This window comes from Geodermatophilus sp. CPCC 206100 (genome assembly GCF_048569675.1).
Lineage (GTDB): Bacteria > Actinomycetota > Actinomycetes > Mycobacteriales > Geodermatophilaceae > Geodermatophilus.
Genome location: NZ_JAQISV010000043.1, coordinates 20,186 through 38,968, shown reverse-complemented (window position 1 = coordinate 38,968; position 18,783 = coordinate 20,186). Strand labels below are relative to the sequence as shown.

Below are 18,783 nucleotides of genomic sequence, written 5' to 3'. Positions count from 1 at the left end.
GGTCAGGCGCCCTTCGCTGCGCGGAAGCCGGCCTCCAGGTCGGCGAGGATGTCGTCGATGCCCTCGAGGCCGACCGCCAGCCGGACCAGGCCCGGGGTGACCCCGGTGGTGAGCTGCTCCTCGGGGGTCAGCTGCGAGTGCGTGGTCGACGCCGGGTGGATGACCAGGCTGCGCACGTCGCCGATGTTGGCCACGTGGCTGTGCAGCTCCAGCGCGTCGACGAAGCGCTTGCCGGCCTCCACCCCGCCGTGCAGCTCGAAGGTGAGGACGGCGCCGGCGCCCCGCGGGGCGTACTTCTGCTGCGCCGCGTGCCACGGCGACGAGGCCAGGCCGGGGTAGTTGACCCGGTCCACCGAGTCGTGGGCCTCGAGGAACTCCGCGACCCGCAGGGTGTTGGCCACGTGCCGCTCCATGCGCAGCGACAGCGTCTCGATGCCCTGGACGACGAGGAAGGCGTTGAACGGGGAGATCGCCGGGCCGAGGTCGCGCAGCAGCTGCACGCGGGCCTTGAGGGCGTAGGCGGGTGCGCCGAGGTCGGCGTAGACGACGCCGTGGTAGGTCGGGTCGGGCTCGGTGAAGCCGGGGAACTTCCCGCCGGTCCAGGTGAAGTTGCCGGCGTCCACGATCAGCCCGGCGATCACGGTGCCGTGCCCGCCCAGGTACTTGGTCGCCGAGTGCACGACGACGTCCGCGCCGAACTCGATCGGCCGGATGAGGTACGGGGTGGCGATCGTGTTGTCGACGATGAGCGGGACGCCGTTGCGGTGCGCCACCTCCGACACCGCGCTGATGTCGAGGACGTCGCCCTTGGGGTTGCCGATCGTCTCGGCGAAGAAGGCCTTGGTGTTCTCCCGGACCAGCGACTGCCAGTTCTCCGGGTCGTCGGGGTCCTCGACGAAGGAGACGGACACCCCGAGCTTGGGCAGCGAGTGGTGCAGCAGGTTGTAGGTGCCGCCGTAGAGGGAGGCGGAGGCGACGACGTGGTCGCCGGACTCGGCGACGTTGAGCAGCGCGAGGGTCGTGGCCGACTGCCCGCTCGACACCGCCAGCGCCGCCACGCCGCCCTCGAGCGACGCCACGCGCTGCTCCAGCGCGTCCTGCGTCGGGTTCATGATCCGGGTGTAGATGTTGCCCATCTCGGCCAGCGCGAACAGGTCCGCGGCGTGCTGGGCGTCGCGGAACTGGTAGGCGGTGGTGGCGTAGATCGGCAGGGCACGGGCCCCGGTGGTCGGGTCGGGGCTCGTGCCGGCGTGGATCTGCCGGGTCTCGAAGCTCCAGCTCTGGGGGTCGGTCATGCGCCGGTCTCCTCTCGATCGGGAGACCCCGCGGCGCGCGAGGAGCTCCGTCCTTGCCGGACGGCGGACGCCGGCCAGCCGGCTCTTCCCCTGGAGCACCTCGGACGGAGTCGAGGTTGCCGGGCAGCCAGCCAGGTGCTTTGCACTGCCTCTCGTGAGCCAGGCGTGATCCTAGGCAGGCCGACGTCCCCCGTGGAACACCGGTTCAGAGGACCTTCGAGAGGAAGGCCCGGGTGCGGGCGTGCTGCGGGTTGCCGAGCACCTCGCGCGGGTGGCCGGCCTCCACCACCACGCCGTCGTCCATGAACACGAGGGAGTCGCCGACCTCCCGGGCGAACCCCATCTCGTGCGTGACGACCACCATCGTCATCCCGGACTCGGCCAGCCCGCGCATGACGTCGAGGACCTCGCCGACCAGCTCCGGGTCCAGCGCCGAGGTCGGCTCGTCGAACAGCATGAGCTGCGGCTCCATGGCCAGCGCCCGGGCGATGGCGACGCGCTGCTGCTGGCCGCCGGAGAGTTGGTTCGGGTAGTTGTGCACGCGGTCGCCCAGCCCGACGCGCCCGAGCAGCTCGACCCCCCGCCGGCGGGCCTCCTCCTTGCGCTGGCCCTTCACCTGGGTGGGCGCCTCGATGACGTTCTCCAGCGCGGTCCTGTGCGGGAAGAGGTTGAACCGCTGGAAGACCATGCCGATGTCTCGGCGCTGCGCGGCGACCTCCTTGTCGCGCAGCTCGTGCAGCTTGCCGCCCCGCTCGCGGTAGCCGACCAGGTGCCCGTTCACCCACAGCCGCCCGGCGGTGACCTTCTCCAGGTGGTTGATGCAGCGCAGGAAGGTCGACTTGCCCGACCCGGAGGGGCCGATCACGCACACCACCTCGCCGGGCGCGACCTCCAGGTCGATCCCCTTGAGCACCTCCACGTGCCCGAAGGACTTGCAGACCCCCTCGGCCCGCACCATGGGCTGCACCGCGCTGCTCACTTCGAGCTCCCCACCTCGCGGGCCTCGCGGGCGGCCCGCTGCGCGCGGGTCTCCCGGCTGCCGAAGCCCCGGCTGAACCGCTTCTCCAGGAAGTGCTGGCCGATCATCAGCAGGCTGGCCAGGGCCAGGTACCAGAGGATCGAGGCCACGGCCATCGGGATGATCTGGAAGGTGCGGCTGCCGATGGCGCGCAGTTGGAAGTTGAGCTCCGTGCTCACCGGGACGGCGATCAGCAGCGAGGTGTCCTTGAGCATCGCGATGGTCTCGTTGCCGGTCGGCGGGATGATCACCCGCATGGCCTGGGGCAGCACGATCCGGCGCATGGCCTTGCCGCGGCTCATGCCCAGGGCGCTGGCCGCCTCCACCTGGCCCGGGTCGACCGACTGGATGCCGGCCCGCACGATCTCGGCCATGTAGGCGCCCTCGGAGAGCACCAGGCCGAGCAGCCCCGCGGTGAAGCCGGCGAAGATCTGGTTGCCGTCGAGGCCGAGGAAGCGCATGTCCCCGGAGAGCCCCAGCCAGCCCATGATCTGCTGGTCGAACGGGATGCCGAACTCGTAGGTGCCGTAGAGCGCGCCGAGGTTGGCGACGAAGAACAGCAGGACGATGCGCGGGATGGCGCGGAAGAACCAGATGTAGGTCCACGCGGCGCCGGACACCACCGGGTTCGGCGACAGCCGCATGACGGCGAGGACGATGCCGAGCAGCACCCCCAGCGCCATGGCGAGGACGGTCATGAGCAGCGTCGTCCGGGCTCCGCGGAGCACCGGCGCGCTGAACATGTTGTCGAGCATGAAGTCCCACTGGAACACCGGGTTGGTGACCAGCATGTGGACGAACATCGCGACCAGCACCGCGATGACGGCGGTGGCGATCCACCGTCCCGGGTGCCGGACCGGCACCGCCGCGATGTGCTCGGGCGGTGCCGGCCGGGTGGTGTCAGGGGCCTCGGCGGCCATGGCTGGGGGCTCCGGTCAACCGACGGTGGGGTTCACCGTCGGGTCGTCGATGGCGCCGTCCTCCACGCCCCAGCGCTCGAGGACCTCGGCGTAGGTGCCGTCGTCGATCAGGGCCCGGACGGCGTCGGCGACGGCCTGGGCGAACTCGGCCTGGTCCTGGGGGATGACGTAGCCGTAGGGCGCGGCGTCGTAGATGTCGCCGAGCAGCTCCAGCTGGCCACCGGTCTGCTGGACGGCGTAGGCCATCACCGGGGAGTCGGCCAGGCCGGCGGCGGCGGCGCCCGAGACGATCGCGGCGGTCGCGTCGCTCTGCAGCTCGTACTGGTTGATCGTGATCGGGTCCTGCCCGGCGGACTCGCACGCCTGGGAGCGGGCGGTGACGTCGTCGAGCTGCACGGTGCCCTGCTGGACGGCGATGGTCAGGCCGCAGGCCTCGTCCGGGTCGACGCCGTCGGGGTTGCCCGCCTTGGTGGCCCACTGGGTGCCGGCCGAGTAGTAGCTGACCATGTTCACCTCCTGCAGGCGCTCGGCGTTGATCGTGAACGAGGAGACCCCGACCTCGTACCGGCCCGAGCCCACGCCCGCGATGATCGAGTCGAACGAGGCGGTCTGGAACTGCGCCTCCAGCCCGAGCTTCTGCGCGACGAGGGTGAACAGGTCGACGTCGAAGCCGACGATCGTCTCGCCGTCCTCGGCGAGGAACTCGCTCGGCGCGTAGCTGGTGTCGCTGCCCACGGTGAGGGCGCCGTCCTCGGCGACGTCGGCGGGCACCAGGGCGGCCAGCGCGTCGTCGGCCTCGACGCTGGGCAGCGGCTCGCTGGTGGCCGCCGCCCCACCGCCGCCGCCACTGCCACCGGCGTCGCCGCCGGAGTCCTCCCCGCAGCCGGCGAGGACCAGGGTGAGGCCGGCGACGGTCGCGGCGGCGGCCCGGCCCGGCCGGGTCAGGGAACGGTTGGACACGAGCTCTCCCTCCAGCTGCGCCTCGTGATCAGAGGTGCGGGGTGCACGATCTTGCCCTGCGGGGAGCCTGCCTGGCGCGCCGAGTCCCCCGCCCGTGTGCGGTCGTGGCCCCCGTCACGGCGTCGGCGTGGCGGGAGTGGCCGGGCTGCCGGGTTCGGGAGCCGGTGTCCCGGGCTCCACCGGGGCGCTGCTCGTCGGGGGCCCGGAGCCGGTGGGCTCCCCGGTCGGGGCGTCGGTGGTCTGCTCCGCCGGGGCGCTGGTCGTCGTCCCGGCGGGCGGCGTCGGGGTCGTCGTCGGCGCGGGCTGGGTCGTCGGTGCCGGCTCGGTCGGCTCGGTCGGCTCGGGCTCGACCGGCAGCGGCACCACGGGCGCCGGGGCGGTCTCCTCGACCGGGACGGTGGTGCCGACCGCGGTCACGTCCGGGCGGACGGTGAGGTAGAGCGACAGCAGCCCGACGAAGAGGACGGCGAGGACCAGGGTCGAGGTGCGGGCCCGGCCCAGGTGGTGCGGCACGAACGACCACCACCGCCGGCGCCGCTCGGCGCCGGCCGGCGGGGCGGTGCTCACCGAGGGCGTCGTCGGGGACGTCGCCGGGATCTCCCGGGTCGGCGGGTTGCTCTCGGGGCCGGTCACCGGGCGCCGTCCCCGGCGCGGGCTCCGGCGTCCTCGGCGTCCCCGGTCGGCACGGGGGACGTCGGCGGCGGCAGGTTCAGGCCGGCGCGGTGGAACGCGAGCACGATGCGGGCGCGCAGGTCGCGGCCGACGTCGAACTGCTTGCCCGGCAGCGTGCGGGCCACCATGCGGACGTTCACCTGCTCGAGGTCGAGGGTCTCCACGCCCATGACGCTGGGCGGGTCGAGCAGCAGCGGCCGCATCCGCTCGTCCCGGAAGGCGTCGGCGCCGACCTCGCGGAGGACCTCGTTGACCCGGTTGACGTCCGTCGTCGTCGGCACCGGGACGTCGATGACGGCGCGGGCCCAGTCGCGGGAGAGGTTGACCACCTTGACGATCTGCCCGTTGGGCAGCGTGACGACCTCGCCGTCGGGGGAGCGCAGCCGGGTGACCCGCAGGGTGACGTCCTCGATGGTGCCGGTGGCCGGGTCCCCGCCGCCGACCACCTGGATGGAGACGACGTCCCCGAAGCCGTACTGCCGCTCGGTGATGATGAAGAACCCGGCCAGGACGTCGCCGACGATCCGCTGGGCTCCGAAGCCGAGGCCGACGCCGAGCACGGTCGCCGGCGCGACCAGCCCGCCGATGGGGATGCCGGCCCGGTCGAGGACGAAGAAGACCGCGATCGCGTAGATGAGCACGATCAGCGTCCAGGTGAGCACCTGGGTCAGCGAGTGCCGGTGCTTGGCCGCCTCGGAGCGGACGAGGGCGTCGCCGCCGGTGGCCTCCGCGTCGATGCGGTCGGTGATCTTCAGGCCCACCCAGGCGACGAACCGGGCCAGCAGCACCGAGCCGATGATGATGAGGACGATCTCCAGCCCGCGGCCGGCGAGCCAGTCGAGCAGTGTGGTCAGCGCATCCATCGGTCCCCAGCCTCCCCGGCCGCCGTCCGCGGTGCCAGCGCGGCCCCCGTCACCGGAGCTCGACGAACAGCGACTGCGTGGAGCGGCCCACCCGCCCGCGGGCGTCGTGGAGGTCGGCGAAGCACTGGCCGGCGCCCGCCGGGCCGATCGTCGTCGCGGCGTCCACCCCCAGCCACTCCCCGGCCGGCGGCCGGGTCAGTGCGACGCTCAGGTCGACGTTGGCGAAGCTCGCCCGGGTCCAGTCCAGGACGGCGGAGATGCCGCTGGCGGCGTCGGTCATGACCAGCAGGTGCTGCAGCGGCGTCATCGGCTCGCCGGCCACGAGGGCGCACCGGGTCCGGGTCCAGGCCGCCGCCGGGCCGGGCGCGTTGAACGAGCCGCGCGCGAACCGCCACTCCAGGGCCCGGAACTGCCCGTCCGGGATCCCGGTGGACCGCTCCGCCTCGCGGGCCAGCAGCGCGGCGGGCGGGCCGGCGTGCTGCAGTCCGGGGTCCCACGGGCCGATGGTCAGCGCGGTGGCCCGGTAGCCGCCGTCGACCGGCTCGTACAGCGCTGCGGGGAGCTCCATGTCCCGCAGTCTGCCGTCGGGCAGCCGGGCGCCCTCGCTCAGGAGTGCCGGGTGGCCCAGACGGCGAACGCGGTCCACGCCGCGGCCGCGACCGCCGCGACGATCCACAGCAGGCGCAGCTCGCCGGCCGGGTTGGACAGCACGAGCAGCACCGACACGACGAGGACCGCCCCGGCCAGCGGCGGGGTGCGCAGCAGCTCGGCCAGCGTGTCCGGCCCCGGGACGACGAGGAAGACGACCAGCGCCACGACCAGCAGGAAGCCGCAGAGCCCGGCGAGGAACAGCGCCGTCACGCCGTACTCCGCCGGGAGGGCCGCCGAGCCGAGCAGGCCGAGGACGACGCCGACGGCGAGCCCGGCCAGCAGCCGACGGCGGCGGGTCGACCACGGGGGTCGGGGCTCGGTCACGCCGTCCATGGTCCCTGCCGGTCCCGGGCCGCTGCAGCCGGGCGATGAGTTCCCGGGGGATCGCCCGTCCTACCTGCGACGGGGCCGGCCGGGCCCCGCGGACGAACGGGAGCACGACGTGCGCAAGGTCTTCCTCAACCTGGCGGTGCGGGACATCGAGACGGCGCGGGCCTTCTACGCCGGGCTCGGCTTCTCCTTCAACGAGCAGTTCTCCGACGAGCGGACGACCTCGGTCGTCGTCGACGAGAACATCGTCGTCATGCTGCTGAGCCGGGACCGCTTCGCCGACTTCGTCCCGGGCGGCCAGGTGGGCGACCCGGCACAGGCCCCGACGGCGCTGACGGCGCTCTCCTGCAGCAGCCGCGAGGAGGTCGACCAGCTGGTCTCCCGCGCCCTCGCGCACGGCGGGAAGCCCTGGCTGCCGCCCCAGGACCACGGCTTCATGTACGGCGCCAGCTTCGCCGACCCCGACGGGCACGTCTGGGAGCCCATGTGGATGGACCCGGCCGCGGTGCAGTGACCGGCCCGCTGGCGGAGGTCTTCCCGGCCGCGGCGCCCCGCCCGGAGCTGGCCGACCGGCTGGCGGTGTTCGCCCCGCTGGTCGGCAGCTGGCAGCTCCGGGTCACCGACGTCGCGGCCGACGGCACCGAGACCGAGCGTGACGGTGAGTGGCACTTCGGCTGGGCGCTGGACGGGCGGGCGCTGGCCGACGTGTGGATCAGCCCCTCCCGGGCCGCCCGCGCCGAGGGCGCGCCGGACGGCGAGTGGGGGATGAGCCTCCGGTTCTGGGACGAGGCGCTGGGCCGCTACCGGTCGACGTGGCTGGGTCCGGCGCGGGGCTGGGTCATCCCGTTCACCGCCCGGCCGGCGCCGGACGGGCTGGTCCTCGAGGGGGAGCGCGAGGGCACCCGGCTGCGCTGGGTCTTCTCCGAGCTGGGCGCCGACTCCTTCCGCTGGCGGGCCGAGGAGGACGAGGGCGCCGGTCCCCGGGTGCGGCAGCGCTTCGCCGCGCGTCGGGTCCCCGCCCCGTAGGTGGCACAGCCGGTTACGGGGACTACATTGCTCGCGTGCCCCGGCCCGCTCTCGGATACGCCGCCACGATCGCCGCCGCGGTCTTCTTCGCCGTCAACGGCACCGTGTCCACGCTGGCGCTGCAGGCCGGGCTCGCGCCCACCCGGCTGACCGCGCTGCGCTGCGCCGGGGCGGCGGTCGGGCTGCTCGTCGTCCTGGCGCTGGCCTCCCCGTGGCGGCTGCGCGTCACCTGGCGCGAGGTCCCGTTCCTGGCCGTCTTCGGGGTGGTCGGTGTCGCCCTGACGCAGTTCCTCTACTACGTGGCGATCGGGCGGCTGCCGGTCGGGATCGCGCTGGTCTTCGAGATGACCGCTCCGGTGCTGATCGCGCTCTACGTCTGGCTGGTGCGCGGCGAGCGGGTGCGCCGGCGCCTGTGGGCGGCGCTGCTGCTGTCCCTGTCGGGGCTGGTCTTCGTCGCCGAGGTCTGGCGCGGCGGTGGGTCGCTGGACCCGCTGGGGGTGGCCGCGGCGCTGGCGGCCGCGGTGTGCCTGGCCACGTACTACCTGATGGGCGAGCGCGGCACGGGAACCCGCGACCCGGTGGCGCTGACCTGCTGGAGCTTCGTGGCGGCCGGGGTGTTCTGGTCGGTGGCCGCCCCCTGGTGGGACTTCGACGCCCCGGTGCTCGGCGAGCGGGTGCCGGTGTCCATCGGGGCGCTGGAGCTGCCGCTGTGGGTGCTGGTCGCCTGGATCGTCGTCCTCGGCGCGATGGTGCCGTTCTGGCTGTCGCTCGGGGCGCTGCGCCACCTGCACCCGACGACGGCCGGGCTGGTCGCGACGGTGGAGCCGGTGTTCGCCTCGGTCGTCGCGTGGCTCTGGGTCGAGCAGGTGCTCAGCGGCTGGCAGGTGCTCGGCGGCTTCGTCGTCCTCGTGGGCATCGGTCTGGCGCAGACGGCGCGGGCGACGCCGGCGGCCGCGTCGCCCGCGCCGCTGCCGGAGACCGTGGTCCCGACCTGACCCGGCCGGGCCGGGGTCCGCTCGCTCAGGTGAGCTTCCGCGCCCCGTCGAGGTAGCCGGCGAGCTCCTGCATGTAGGCGGCCTGGGCGGCGTGGTCCATGCCGATGTACTTCCACGGGTACAGCTGGCCGGCCTGCACCGCGGGGAGCAGCGCCGCGGTCGGCTGGGCGGCGATCTCCTCCGGCGTCATGCTGAACCGCAGGGAGTAGAGCAGGACGTCGCTGGGGTGGCTGGGCACCTCCTCCCACCCGACGGTCTGCCAGAAGTAGCCGTCGCCGCCCGGGTCGACGAACTGGACCCCGAGGTCCTGGTAGAGCCGCAGCTGGGGGTCGTCGGGCGCCTTGGCCATCCACCAGCCGTCGGCGACGGTGGCGTACACCGGGAGCACGGTGACGCCGCCCGCGGCGGCCTCGGTGAGCGCGGCGGAGGCCGCCTCGAAGTCCTCGCGGGCCGCGTCGACGACGGCGTCGTCCGCGCCGAGCGACCCGGCCAGCTCGACGGTGCGCTCGATGACGTCGGCGGCCGAGCCGCGGTAGGCGATCGCGACGACGGGAGCGATCCGCGCGACCTGCTCCTGCTGCTCGAGCGACTCGAAGCCGTAGAGCGGCTGCGTCTCGTCCAGGGCGCCCGAGGAGTCGGTCGGGTAGACCGAGGTGACGATGACGTCGGGGTCGGCGGCGGCCAGCTGCTCCAGGTCGATCTGCCCGTAGCTCTCGCCGACGATCGCCAGGTCGCCGAGGTCCTTGCCGTCGAAGGCGACGTCGTCCGCCGCGGAGGTCTGACCGAAGGCGGCGACCGGCTCGATGCCGTAGTTCCACAGCGAGGCGACGACGTCGTTGAGCCCGGCGACCCGCGTCGGAGCCGCGTCGAGCTCGACGGTGTTCCCCAGGTCGTCGGTGAACTCCCAGCCGCCCTCCCCCGAGGCGCCGCTGCCGGCCTGCGCGCCGCCGTCGTCGGCGCAGCCGGCGGCCGCGAGGACCGCGGCGAGGGTGAGGGAGGCGCCGATCAGGCGGCGCGGCGTGCGGTGCACCGGGTTCTCCTCGCAGGTGGGTGCAGGGGTGTTCCCCTGACGAGGGGCATCAGGTTAGCCTTGCCTTACTCGGGTGGCGCAAGGGCCGGCCCGCCGGGAGTTCGGAGCCGCCGCATGACCCTCGCCGCGCAGCCGGAGGCCGTCACCGCTCCCGAGTGGCAGTTCTTCGACGCCACCGTCGCCGGTGTCCGCCGACTCGGGCCGAGCTTCGTGCGCATCACGTTCACCGGCCCCGGGCTCGCCGGCTTCGGCCTGGCCGGCGACGACCAGCGGTTCAAGCTCGTGCTCCCGCGGGACCCGGCCGGGATGCGGCGGCTCGTCGACCGCGGCTCCGCCTGGTACCCCGAGTACTGCGCGATGCCGGAGGAGCTGCGGCCCGACATCCGCACCTACACGGTGCGCGCGGCCCGGCCGGAGCTCGCCGAGATCGACGTCGACCTCGTCCTGCACGGGGTGGCCGACGGGCACGCCGGGCCGGCGGCCCGCTGGGCGGCGGCGGCCGTCCCGGGGGACCGCGTCGTGCTGCTGGGCCCCGACCGGCCCGGTCGCGGCCGGATGTGGGGCGTGGAGTGGGCGCCGCCCGCCGCGGCCCGCACGCTGCTGCTGGCCGGCGACGAGACCGCCGTGCCCGCCGTCTGCGCGATCGTCGAGGCGCTCCCCGCCGCGGCGCGGACGGTGACCGCGCTGCTGGAGGTGCCCGAGGCCGGGGACGTGGTCGACCTGGCGCTCCCGCCCGGGACGACGGTGCGCTGGCTGCCCCGGGAGGGCGCCGCCCGCGGGTCGCTGCTGGTGCCCGCGGTGCACGCGGCGCTGTGCGAGCTGGGCATCGCGACGCCGTCCGTCGCGCGGGCGGGTGCCGACTACGTCGACCTGGACCTCGACCGCGAGCCGCTCTGGGAGGTCCCCGACGCGGACGCGGCCGCGGGGTTCTACGCCTGGCTGGCCGGCGAGGCCGCCGTCGTGAAGCAGCTGCGCCGCCGCCTGGTGGGCGACCTGGGCGTGCCGCGCGGCGCGGTCGCCTTCATGGGCTACTGGCGGGACGGCGTCGCCGGCTGACAGGCGGCCCCGCTCCCCGAGGGGAACGAGGGCCCACGGGCTGCGCGGGCTGGGACCATCCTGCGGATGACGACACCGATCGGTCCCGAAGCGCAGCGACCCAACCCGGCACTCGAACCGCTGGCGCCGGTGCTGGGCGACTGGCGCACGACCGGGACGCACCCGCTGGTGCCGGGGACGACCTTCCACGGCCGCACGTCCTTCGCGTGGCACGAGGGCGGTGCCTTCGTCCTGATGCGCTCCGAGATCGACGAGCCGGGGATCCCCAGCGCCGTGGCCGTGATCGGCTCGGACGACGCCGCCGGCACGCTCACGATGATCTACTTCGACGAGCGGGACACCTCCCGCCGGTACACCGTCGAGGTGGGCGACGGCGAGGTGTCGTGGCACCGCGATGAGGCGGGGTTCGCCCAGCGCATGGTCCTCACCGTCGCCGACGACGGCAGCCGGCTCGACGGCACGGGGACCATGTCGCACGAGGGCGGCCCCTGGGAGGACGACCTGCAGCTGACCTACGAGCGCATCGACGTGTAGGACGGGGGTGTGTCCGGCCGGGCCACGATCGCCGGGGCCGGGGAGGCTCAGCGCAGGCGGCGGACCGGCACCACCATCGGCGTCCCGGCGACCGGGTCCGGCACGATCCGCGCCTCCAGGTCGAAGACATCGGCCAGCAGCTGCTCGGTGAGCACCTCGGCCGGGGCGCCGGAGGCGACGAGGACGCCGTCCTTCATGGCCACCAGCCGCTGGGCGTAGCGCGCCGCGAGGTTGAGGTCGTGCAGCACCACCACGACGGTCCGACCGCGCTCGGTGTGCAGCCGCTGGACCAGCTCCAGGACGTCGATCTGGTGGGACAGGTCCAGGTAGGTCGTCGGCTCGTCCAGCAGCAGCAGGTCGGTGCCCTGCGCGAGCGCCATCGAGATCCAGGCGCGCTGCCGTTGGCCGCCGGAGAGCGCGTCGACGGGGCGGTCGGCCAGCTCGGACATGTCGGTCCACGCCAGGGCCTCGGCGACGGCGGCCTCGTCCCCGCTCGACCACTGCTTGAGCCACGTCTGGTGCGGGTGCCGGCCGCGCGCGACGAGGTCCCCGACGGTGAGCCCCTCCGGCGCGACCGGCGTCTGCGGCAGCAGACCCAGCACCTTGGCCACCTCGCGGGTCGGCGTCCGGGTGATGGCCCGGCCGTCCAGCAGTACCTGGCCCTGGGCGGGCCGCAGCAGCCGGCCGAGGGCGCGCAGCAGCGTGGACTTGCCGCAGCCGTTGGGCCCGACGATCGCGGTGAAGGAGCCGTCGGTGAGCTGGAGGTCCAGGTCGCGGACGACGACGCGCTCGTCGTAGGCCAGGCTGACCGACTCGGCGGCGAGGCGGACCGGTCCGTCCGCCGGGGTCGGCGGGTGCAGCGTGGAGGTCGCAGCGGGGGTCGTCACAGCGTGGATCGCCGCCTTCCGCGGACGAGGAGCCAGAGCAGGTAGGGGGCGCCGACGAGGGCGGTGAGGATGCCGACCGGCAGGGCCTCGGGCAGCACGGTGCGCGTGAGCAGGTCCGCGCCGACCACCAGCGCGGCGCCGAGCAGGCCGGAGGCGACCAGCGGCGGCCGCGACCCGCCGGTGAGCCGGACGGCGATCTGCGGGACGACGAGCGCGACGTAGGAGATCGGGCCCGCGGCCGCGACGGCGGAGGCGGTGAGCGCGACCGCCACGAGCACGACCGCGGCCTGGGCGAGGCTGAGCCGGACGCCGAGCCCGCGCGCGGTGTCGTCGCCGAACTGGAGGACGCCGAGGGCGCGGCTGGCGGCCAGCGCGAGGGGGACCAGCACGGCCAGCGCCAGGGCCAGGGGGACGGCCTGGTCCCAGGTGCGGGCGTTGAGCGAGCCGGTGATCCAGACGTAGGCGGCGGCCGCGTCGAAGACCTCCGCCCGGGTGAGCAGCCAGTCGGTGAGCGCGGCGGCGACCGCCCACAGCGCGATCCCGACGAGGACCAGCCGGTAGCCGTCGACCCCGCGCCGCCAGGCCAGCACGAACAGCAACGCGCCGAACGCGAGCGCGCCGAGCATCGCGGCGAGCGGGACCCCCAGGCCGCCGAGGAGGCCGGCCGCGCCCGACGTCCCCCCGAGGACGATGGCCGCCACCGCGCCGACCGAGGCGCCCTGGGTGATGCCGAGGATGTCGGGGGAGGCCAGCGGGTTGCGGGCGAAGGTCTGGAAGAGGGCGCCGGCGAGGCCGAACGCGATCCCGACGAGCGCGCCGACCACGATCCGCGGGGCGCGCAGCTCCAGGACGATGAACTCCTGGCTCTGCTCGCCGAGGCCGGCCAGGGTCCGGAGGACGTCGCCCACGCCGATCGGGAAGTCGCCCCGGCCCAGGCCCACCGCGCCGAGGAGGACGACGACGATCGCGGCGACGAGCGGCACCGCCAGCTGCCGCCACCGGACCCGCCCCGAGACGGGCCCGACGCGGACGACGGTCTCGCCCGGTTGCCGCACCCGCATGGTCGCCCTCGGCCGGTCCGCGAGCTCGGTCACGGGCCGGCCAGCTTCCGGCGGCGGATCAGCGCGATGAAGAACGGCGCCCCCACGAGCGCGAGCACGATGCCGACCTGCAGCTCGCCGGGCCGCGCGACGACCCGGCCGAGCACGTCGGCGAGCAGCAGGAACGCCGCGCCGAGCAGGCCGGAGCACGGGACCAGCCAGCGGTGGGCGGGACCGGTGAAGGCCCGGACGACGTGCGGGACCACCAGCCCGACGAACGCGATCGGGCCGCAGGCCGCGGTGGCCGCGCCGCAGAGCAGGGTGACCGAGGCCAGGCCGACCAGCCGGGCCAGCCAGACCCGCTGGCCCAGGCCCCGGGCGACGTCCTCGCCGAGGCCGAGCAGGTCCAGGGCGGGGGCGTTGAGCAGGGCCAGCAGCAGGCCGGCGGCGATGAAGGGAGCGACCTGCCAGGCGATGTCGGCGCCGCGGCCGGCCAGCGCCCCGACCACCCAGAAGCGGAAGCTGTCGAGGCTGTCGGTGTCGGTCACCAGGATCGCCCGGACCAGCGCGTAGAGCAGCGCGGAGAGGGCGGCGCCGGCCAGGGCGAGGGTGACCGGGGTGGCCCCGCCGCGGCCGACGGACCCCAGCGCGAACACCAGCACGGTGCCGACCAGCGCGCCGGCGAACGCGAACCACACGTAGCCGGCGGGGGTGCCGATGCCGAACAGCCAGATGGCCAGGACGACGCCCAGGGAGGCGCCTGCGGTGACCCCGAGCAGGCCGGGGTCCCCCAGCGGGTTGCGGGTGTGCCCCTGGGTGAGCGCGCCGGCGACCCCGAGGGCGAGGCCGACCAGCAGCCCGAGGGCGGTCCGCGGCAGCCGCAGCTCGCGGACGATCACCGCCTCCTCGGTGCCCAGGCCGCGGTCGGTGAGCGCCTGCCAGACGGTGCCCGGGCCGATGCTGCGGGTGCCGACCGCGATGCTCAGGCCCGCCGCGACGACGACGAGCACGAGCAGGACGAGGACGCCGGTCAGCCGGCCGCCGCGGCCGCGCAGCAGCCCCGGCTGCCGCCGCGGGCCCGTCGTCCCGGCCGGCGCGGGACCGGCGTCGGTCGACGAGGACACGAGCGGCTCCAGGGGCGGGCGGACGGCGAGGCCGGGCTCGCGGCACAGCGAGCTCGGGCGTGCGACACAGCGAGGTTAGCCTCACCTCAGCCGCGCCGTCCCCGTGCGGACCGCTACCGAGCGAGGACCGACTCGATCGCCTGCCGCACCTCCGGGGCGTCGGGCAGGGTCTTCGGCCGGAAGCGGGCGACCACCTCGCCCTGCCCGTCGAGCAGCCACTTCTCGAAGTTCCACTGCACGTCGCCGGCCGTCCCGGTGGCGTCCGGGGCGTCGGTCAGCCGCTGGAACAGCGGGTGCGCCCCGGGGCCGTTGACCTCCACCTTCTCGGTCATCGGGAAGGTGACGCCGTAGGTGGTCGAGCAGAAGCTCTGGATCTCCTCCGCCGTCCCCGGCTCCTGGCCCATGAACTGGTTGCAGGGCACCCCGACGACGGTGAACCCGCGCGGGCCGTACTCGCGCTGCAGCGCCTCCAGCTGCGTGTACTGCGGGGTCAGGCCGCAGCGGCTGGCCACGTTGACCACCAGCGCCGCGCCGCGGTCGGTCAGCGCGCCCAGCGTCGTCTCCTCCCCCTGGAGCGTGGTGACGGGCAGGTCCAGCAGGTCGCTCATGTCTCTCCTCGGTGGTCCAGGCCGCTGATGTCGTCGGGGACGTCGACGGCGTGCTGTCGCAGGGTCTCGATCGGGACGACCTCCAGCGCCCGCGCGTGGGTCGCGGCCAGCACGACCCCGGCGGCCGCGCCGGCCTGGGCGGCCTGCAGCCACCGGACGGCGACGACGCACCAGCGGTCCCCCGGGCGCAGGCCGGGGAAGCCGTACTCGGGCCGCGCGGTGGTCAGGTCGTTGCCCAGCGCGCGCTGGTGGGCCAGGAACTCGGCGGAGACCACCGTGCAGACGGTGTGGCTGCCGACGTCCTCGGGCCCGCTGCTGCAGACGCCGGTGCGGTAGAAGCCGGTCATCGGCTCCGTGCCGCACGGCTCCAGCGGTCCGCCGAGGACGTTGCGTTCGTCGGCTCCGGGTCCGGTCATCGGTGCTCATGATGCGGGGTGCACGGCCTGCCCGCTGGGGCGGGCGGTGGCAAGGTGCTGGTGTGAGTGGGAGCACCCCGGCCGAGCCGCCGGTCCTGTGGCGCCCGACCCCGGAGTCGATGCGGGCGACCCGCCTCGCGGAGTTCGCGCGCTGGGTGGAGCGGCGCCGCGGCCTCGGCTGGGGCGACCCGCCGGACTACGACACGATCTGGCGCTGGTCGGTCGAGCACCTGGACCAGTTCTGGGCCGACGTCGCCGGCTGGTCCGGCGTGCTGCCCGGCGTCCCCGACGACCGGGTCCTGCCCCGCCGCGCCATGCCGGGCGCCGAGTGGTTCCCGGACGCGACGCTCAACCTCGCCGAGCAGGCGCTGCGGGCCGGAGCCGACGGGACGGTCCCGGCCGGGTCGCCCGCCCTGGTCGCCGTGGCGGAGGACCGGGAGCCGGTCGAGGTCAGCTGGGCGACGCTGCGCGGCCAGGTCGGCGCCTTCGCCGCGACCCTCCGGCGGCTCGGCGTCCGGCGCGGCGACCGGGTGGCCGGCTACCTGCCCAACGTCCCCGAGGCCGTCGTGGCCTTCCTCGGGACGGCGGCGATCGGGGCGGTGTGGTCCTCGTGCGCCCCCGACTTCGGCACCCGCGCCGTCCTCGACCGCTTCGCCCAGATCGAACCGACCGTGCTGGTCGCCGTCGACGGGTACCGCTTCAACGGCCGCGACCACGACCGCCGCGACGTCGTCACCGAGCTGCGCAGCGCCCTGCCGAGCGTGCGGACGACGGTCGCCGTCCCCCGGCTGTTCCCCGACGAGGTGCCCGCGGGCGCGATGCCGTGGGCCGAGGCCGTGGCCGCGCCGCAGGAGCCGGAGTTCGAGCCGCTGCCGTTCGACGCCCCGCTGTGGATCGTCTACTCCTCGGGCACCACGGGCCTGCCCAAGGGCATCGTGCACGGCCACGGCGGGATCACCCTCGAGCAGCACAAGCAGCTGGCGCTGCACGGCGACGTGCGCCCCGGCGACCGCTTCTACTGGTACGCCTCCACCGCCTGGATCATGTGGAACATCTCCACCTCGGCGCTGCTGCTCGGCGCCACGGTGGTCGTCCATGACGGGGCGCCCGCGTACCCGTCGCTCGATGCGCAGTTCGCCCTCGCCGCGCGGACCGGGCTCACCTATCTGGGCACCAGTGCGGGCTACCTCACCGCCTGCGAGAAGGCGGGGCTCCGGCCGGGGGAGACCCACGACCTGTCGGCGCTGCGGTACGTGGGCTCGACCGGGTCGCCGCTGCCGGCCGCGGCCTTCGGCTGGGTCTACGACGCGGTCAAGCCCGACGTCTTCCTCGGGTCCCTGTCCGGGGGCACGGACGTCGCCACCGGCTTCGTCGGCAGCTCGCCGCTCCTCCCGGTGACGGCGGGCGAGCTGCAGCGGCCGATGCTCGGGGTGGCCGCCGCCTCCTGGGACGAGCAGGGCCGGCCCGTCGTCGGCGAGCTGGGCGAGCTGGTGATCACCGAGCCCATGCCGACGATGCCGCTGTACTTCTGGAACGACCCGGACGGGCGCCGGTACCGGGAGTCCTACTTCGAGCCCTGGCCCGGGGTCTGGCGGCACGGGGACTGGATGGAGGTCACCGAGCGCGGCACCTGCCTGATCACCGGCCGCTCGGACTCCACGCTCAACCGCGGCGGCGTGCGCATGGGGACGGCCGACATCTACGCCGCCGTCGAGTCGATCCCCGAGGTGGCCGACTGCGTCGTCCTCGGCGTCGAGCAGCGCGACGGCGGCTACTGGATGCCGCTGTTCGTCGCGATGGCGGAGGGGCAGGAGCTCACCGACGAGCTCGTCGCCCGGATCAAGGACGCGATCCGCCGGAACGCCAGCCCCCGGCACGTGCCCGACGAGGTGCTCGCCGTCCCGGGCGTGCCGCACACCCGCACCGGCAAGCGGCTGGAGGTGCCGCTCAAGCGGCTGTTCCAGGGCGTCGACCCGGCGAAGGCGCTCAACGTCGGCGCGGTCGACGACCCGGCGGCGGTGGAGCACTACGTGCGGATGGCCGCGGAGCGCGGCGTGCGCTGATGCCCGGGCTGCCCCGCGCGCTCGCCCCGCTGCGCCATCCCCGGTACCGGCTGCTGGCCGCGTCGCTGGCGCTCTCGCTGCTCACCAACAGCACGTTCGCGGTCGCCGTCGTCTGGCAGGTCGTCGCGCTGGAGGGCGGGCCGGCGGAGCTGTCCCTGGCCACCGGGCTCCAGGCCGGCGGCATGCTGGCCAGCACCCTGCTCGGCGGCGCCCTGGCCGACCGGGTGCCCCAGCGGCACATCCTGCTGGCGGTCGCCCTGGTGCAGACCGCCGGTCTCGCCCTGCTGGCGGTGCTGTCGCTGACCGGCTCGCTGACGCTGTGGCAGCTGGCCGGCGTCGCGCTGGTCGGCGGCCTGGCCAACGGCCTCTACTACCCGGCCTACTCGGCGCTGGTGCCCGCGCTGCTGCCCGAGGACCAGCTGCTCGCGGCCAACGGGCTCGAGGGGACGATGCGACCGGTGCTCTACCAGGCCACCGGGCCGGCGCTGGCCGGCGGCCTGATCGCGGCGACCTCCCCGGGGGTGGCACTCGCCGTCACCGGGGCCGCGGCCCTCGGTGCCGCCGTCTGCGTCGCGGCCCTGCCGGCCACCGCCGTGCGCCGGGAGGGGGTCCGGCCGCACCCCGTCCGCGGCCTGTTCGCCGACATGGGCGAGGGCTTCGCCTACATGGTGCGGACGCCGTGGCTGCTCGCCACGCTGGTGTTCGCCTCGCTGATGATCCTGGTGATGATCGGCCCGTTCGAGGTGCTGGCGCCCTTCGCCATCAAGGACCGCGCCGGCGGCGGCCCGTTCGAGCACGCGCTGGTGCTCGCCGCGTTCGGCCTCGGCGGTGCGGTCGGGTCGATGACCGTCGCGTCGCTGCGGCTGCCGCGGCGCTACCTCACGGTCATGAACCTGCTCTGGGGACTCGGCTGCGTGCCGCTGGTCGTCTTCGGCACCACCACGCACCTCGCGGTGATGATCGTCGCGGGGCTGGTCACCGGGGGGACCATGCAGGCCGGCATGGTCATCTGGGGCACGCTGCTCCAGCGGCGGGTGCCCCCGGCACTGCTCGGCCGCGTCTCCAGCCTCGACTTCTTCGTCTCCACGGCGTTCATGCCGCTGTCGATGGCGCTCGCCGGCCCGGTCAGCGAGCTGATCGGGCTCTCCGCCACCTTCCTCGTCGCCGGGCTGGTCCCGCCGGTGCTGGCGCTGGTCGTCGTCCTCGCCGCCCGGCTGCCCGCCGACGAGCTCGCCCACCCGCTGGACCGGCGGCCCCGGCAGGACGCGGTGGCGTCGTCCGCGCTCTGACACTCC

21 protein-coding genes and 1 riboswitch are annotated in these 18,783 nt (G+C 74.8%); of the genes, 7 read left to right on the top strand and 14 right to left on the bottom strand.

The genetic code is table 11. The features are described from left to right. Positions 1 to 2 precede the first annotated feature (2 nt). The 8 genes from PGN05_RS19080 to PGN05_RS19045 form a co-directional block, all read right to left on the bottom strand. On the bottom strand, positions 3 to 1,295 hold the full coding sequence (locus tag PGN05_RS19080; RefSeq protein ID WP_419754147.1) for a bifunctional o-acetylhomoserine/o-acetylserine sulfhydrylase: 1,293 nt from the start codon (positions 1,293 to 1,295) through the stop codon (positions 3 to 5). 44 nt (positions 1,296 to 1,339) lie between these two features. Beyond that, a riboswitch (SAM riboswitch) is annotated at positions 1,340 to 1,455 on the bottom strand. A 45-nt stretch (positions 1,456 to 1,500) separates the two neighbouring features. Then, on the bottom strand, positions 1,501 to 2,253 hold the full coding sequence (locus tag PGN05_RS19075) for an amino acid ABC transporter ATP-binding protein (protein WP_419754175.1): 753 nt from the start codon (positions 2,251 to 2,253) through the stop codon (positions 1,501 to 1,503). A 17-nt stretch (positions 2,254 to 2,270) separates the two neighbouring features. Continuing rightward, complete coding sequence (locus tag PGN05_RS19070; protein ID WP_419754146.1) at positions 2,271 to 3,233, bottom strand: amino acid ABC transporter permease; 963 nt, start codon at positions 3,231 to 3,233, stop codon at positions 2,271 to 2,273. A 15-nt stretch (positions 3,234 to 3,248) separates the two neighbouring features. Continuing rightward, complete coding sequence (locus PGN05_RS19065; RefSeq protein WP_419754145.1) at positions 3,249 to 4,193, bottom strand: ABC transporter substrate-binding protein; 945 nt, start codon at positions 4,191 to 4,193, stop codon at positions 3,249 to 3,251. 114 nt (positions 4,194 to 4,307) lie between these two features. Next, a complete protein-coding gene (locus PGN05_RS19060; protein WP_419754144.1) occupies positions 4,308 to 4,826 on the bottom strand; it encodes a hypothetical protein in 519 nt (172 codons plus the stop codon). After that, positions 4,823 to 5,728, bottom strand: a complete 906-nt coding sequence (locus PGN05_RS19055; protein WP_419754143.1) for a mechanosensitive ion channel family protein — start codon at positions 5,726 to 5,728, stop codon at positions 4,823 to 4,825. The genes PGN05_RS19060 and PGN05_RS19055 overlap by 4 nt, the downstream gene beginning before the upstream one ends. A 49-nt stretch (positions 5,729 to 5,777) precedes the next feature. After that, on the bottom strand, positions 5,778 to 6,296 hold the full coding sequence (locus PGN05_RS19050; protein ID WP_419754142.1) for a hypothetical protein: 519 nt from the start codon (positions 6,294 to 6,296) through the stop codon (positions 5,778 to 5,780). Between the two features lie 38 nt (positions 6,297 to 6,334). Further along, positions 6,335 to 6,703 (bottom strand): hypothetical protein, encoded by a 369-nt coding sequence (locus tag PGN05_RS19045; RefSeq protein WP_419754141.1) that lies wholly within the window; start codon positions 6,701 to 6,703, stop codon positions 6,335 to 6,337. Positions 6,704 to 6,821: 118 nt separating this feature from the next. Between PGN05_RS19045 and PGN05_RS19040 the strand changes: the two genes are divergently transcribed. From PGN05_RS19040 to PGN05_RS19030, 3 genes are read left to right on the top strand one after another with little or no spacing between them, the layout of a single operon-like run. After that, a complete protein-coding gene (locus PGN05_RS19040; protein WP_419754140.1) occupies positions 6,822 to 7,223 on the top strand; it encodes a VOC family protein in 402 nt (133 codons plus the stop codon). Continuing rightward, positions 7,220 to 7,735: a hypothetical protein gene (locus PGN05_RS19035; protein ID WP_419754139.1), complete on the top strand. Its 516-nt coding sequence runs from the start codon at positions 7,220 to 7,222 to the stop codon at positions 7,733 to 7,735. The genes PGN05_RS19040 and PGN05_RS19035 overlap by 4 nt, the downstream gene beginning before the upstream one ends. A gap of 35 nt (positions 7,736 to 7,770) precedes the next feature. Next, positions 7,771 to 8,730, top strand: a complete 960-nt coding sequence (locus PGN05_RS19030) for an EamA family transporter (RefSeq protein ID WP_419754138.1) — start codon at positions 7,771 to 7,773, stop codon at positions 8,728 to 8,730. Positions 8,731 to 8,755: 25 nt separating this feature from the next. Here the strand turns inward: PGN05_RS19030 and PGN05_RS19025 are convergent, their stop codons facing one another. After that, complete coding sequence (locus PGN05_RS19025) at positions 8,756 to 9,760, bottom strand: ABC transporter substrate-binding protein (RefSeq protein ID WP_419754137.1); 1,005 nt, start codon at positions 9,758 to 9,760, stop codon at positions 8,756 to 8,758. 114 nt (positions 9,761 to 9,874) lie between these two features. Here PGN05_RS19025 and PGN05_RS19020 point away from each other — a divergent pair, with 114 nt between their 5' ends. Both PGN05_RS19020 and PGN05_RS19015 read left to right on the top strand, forming a co-directional pair. Then, on the top strand, positions 9,875 to 10,816 hold the full coding sequence (locus PGN05_RS19020; RefSeq protein WP_419754136.1) for a siderophore-interacting protein: 942 nt from the start codon (positions 9,875 to 9,877) through the stop codon (positions 10,814 to 10,816). 66 nt (positions 10,817 to 10,882) lie between these two features. Further along, positions 10,883 to 11,350 carry a hypothetical protein gene (locus PGN05_RS19015; RefSeq protein ID WP_419754135.1) on the top strand — a complete coding sequence of 156 codons (468 nt, stop codon included), beginning with the start codon at positions 10,883 to 10,885 and terminating at the stop codon, positions 11,348 to 11,350. A gap of 47 nt (positions 11,351 to 11,397) precedes the next feature. Here PGN05_RS19015 and PGN05_RS19010 read toward each other — a convergent pair whose 3' ends face one another. The 5 genes from PGN05_RS19010 to PGN05_RS18990 all read right to left on the bottom strand — a co-directional run bounded on the left by PGN05_RS19010 (position 11,398) and on the right by PGN05_RS18990 (position 15,425). Beyond that, positions 11,398 to 12,237 carry an ABC transporter ATP-binding protein gene (locus PGN05_RS19010; protein ID WP_419754134.1) on the bottom strand — a complete coding sequence of 280 codons (840 nt, stop codon included), beginning with the start codon at positions 12,235 to 12,237 and terminating at the stop codon, positions 11,398 to 11,400. Continuing rightward, the gene (locus PGN05_RS19005; RefSeq protein WP_419754133.1) at positions 12,234 to 13,331 is read right to left on the bottom strand and encodes a FecCD family ABC transporter permease; all 1,098 of its coding nucleotides are present in this window, start codon (positions 13,329 to 13,331) and stop codon (positions 12,234 to 12,236) included. Before PGN05_RS19005 ends, PGN05_RS19010 begins: the two co-directional genes overlap by 4 nt. Further along, positions 13,328 to 14,401 carry a FecCD family ABC transporter permease gene (locus tag PGN05_RS19000; RefSeq protein ID WP_419754132.1) on the bottom strand — a complete coding sequence of 358 codons (1,074 nt, stop codon included), beginning with the start codon at positions 14,399 to 14,401 and terminating at the stop codon, positions 13,328 to 13,330. Before PGN05_RS19000 ends, PGN05_RS19005 begins: the two co-directional genes overlap by 4 nt. 113 nt (positions 14,402 to 14,514) lie before the next feature. Beyond that, entirely contained in the window at positions 14,515 to 15,009 is a 495-nt protein-coding gene (locus tag PGN05_RS18995; protein WP_419754131.1) for a glutathione peroxidase, read from the bottom strand. Continuing rightward, positions 15,006 to 15,425, bottom strand: a complete 420-nt coding sequence (locus tag PGN05_RS18990) for a DUF2237 family protein (protein WP_419754130.1) — start codon at positions 15,423 to 15,425, stop codon at positions 15,006 to 15,008. Before PGN05_RS18990 ends, PGN05_RS18995 begins: the two co-directional genes overlap by 4 nt. Positions 15,426 to 15,487: 62 nt before the next feature. Here PGN05_RS18990 and PGN05_RS18985 point away from each other — a divergent pair, with 62 nt between their 5' ends. After that, positions 15,488 to 17,488 carry an acetoacetate--CoA ligase gene (locus tag PGN05_RS18985; RefSeq protein WP_419754129.1) on the top strand — a complete coding sequence of 667 codons (2,001 nt, stop codon included), beginning with the start codon at positions 15,488 to 15,490 and terminating at the stop codon, positions 17,486 to 17,488. Continuing rightward, positions 17,488 to 18,777 carry an MFS transporter gene (locus PGN05_RS18980; RefSeq protein ID WP_419754128.1) on the top strand — a complete coding sequence of 430 codons (1,290 nt, stop codon included), beginning with the start codon at positions 17,488 to 17,490 and terminating at the stop codon, positions 18,775 to 18,777. Before PGN05_RS18985 ends, PGN05_RS18980 begins: the two co-directional genes overlap by 1 nt. Positions 18,778 to 18,783: the final 6 nt, after the last annotated feature.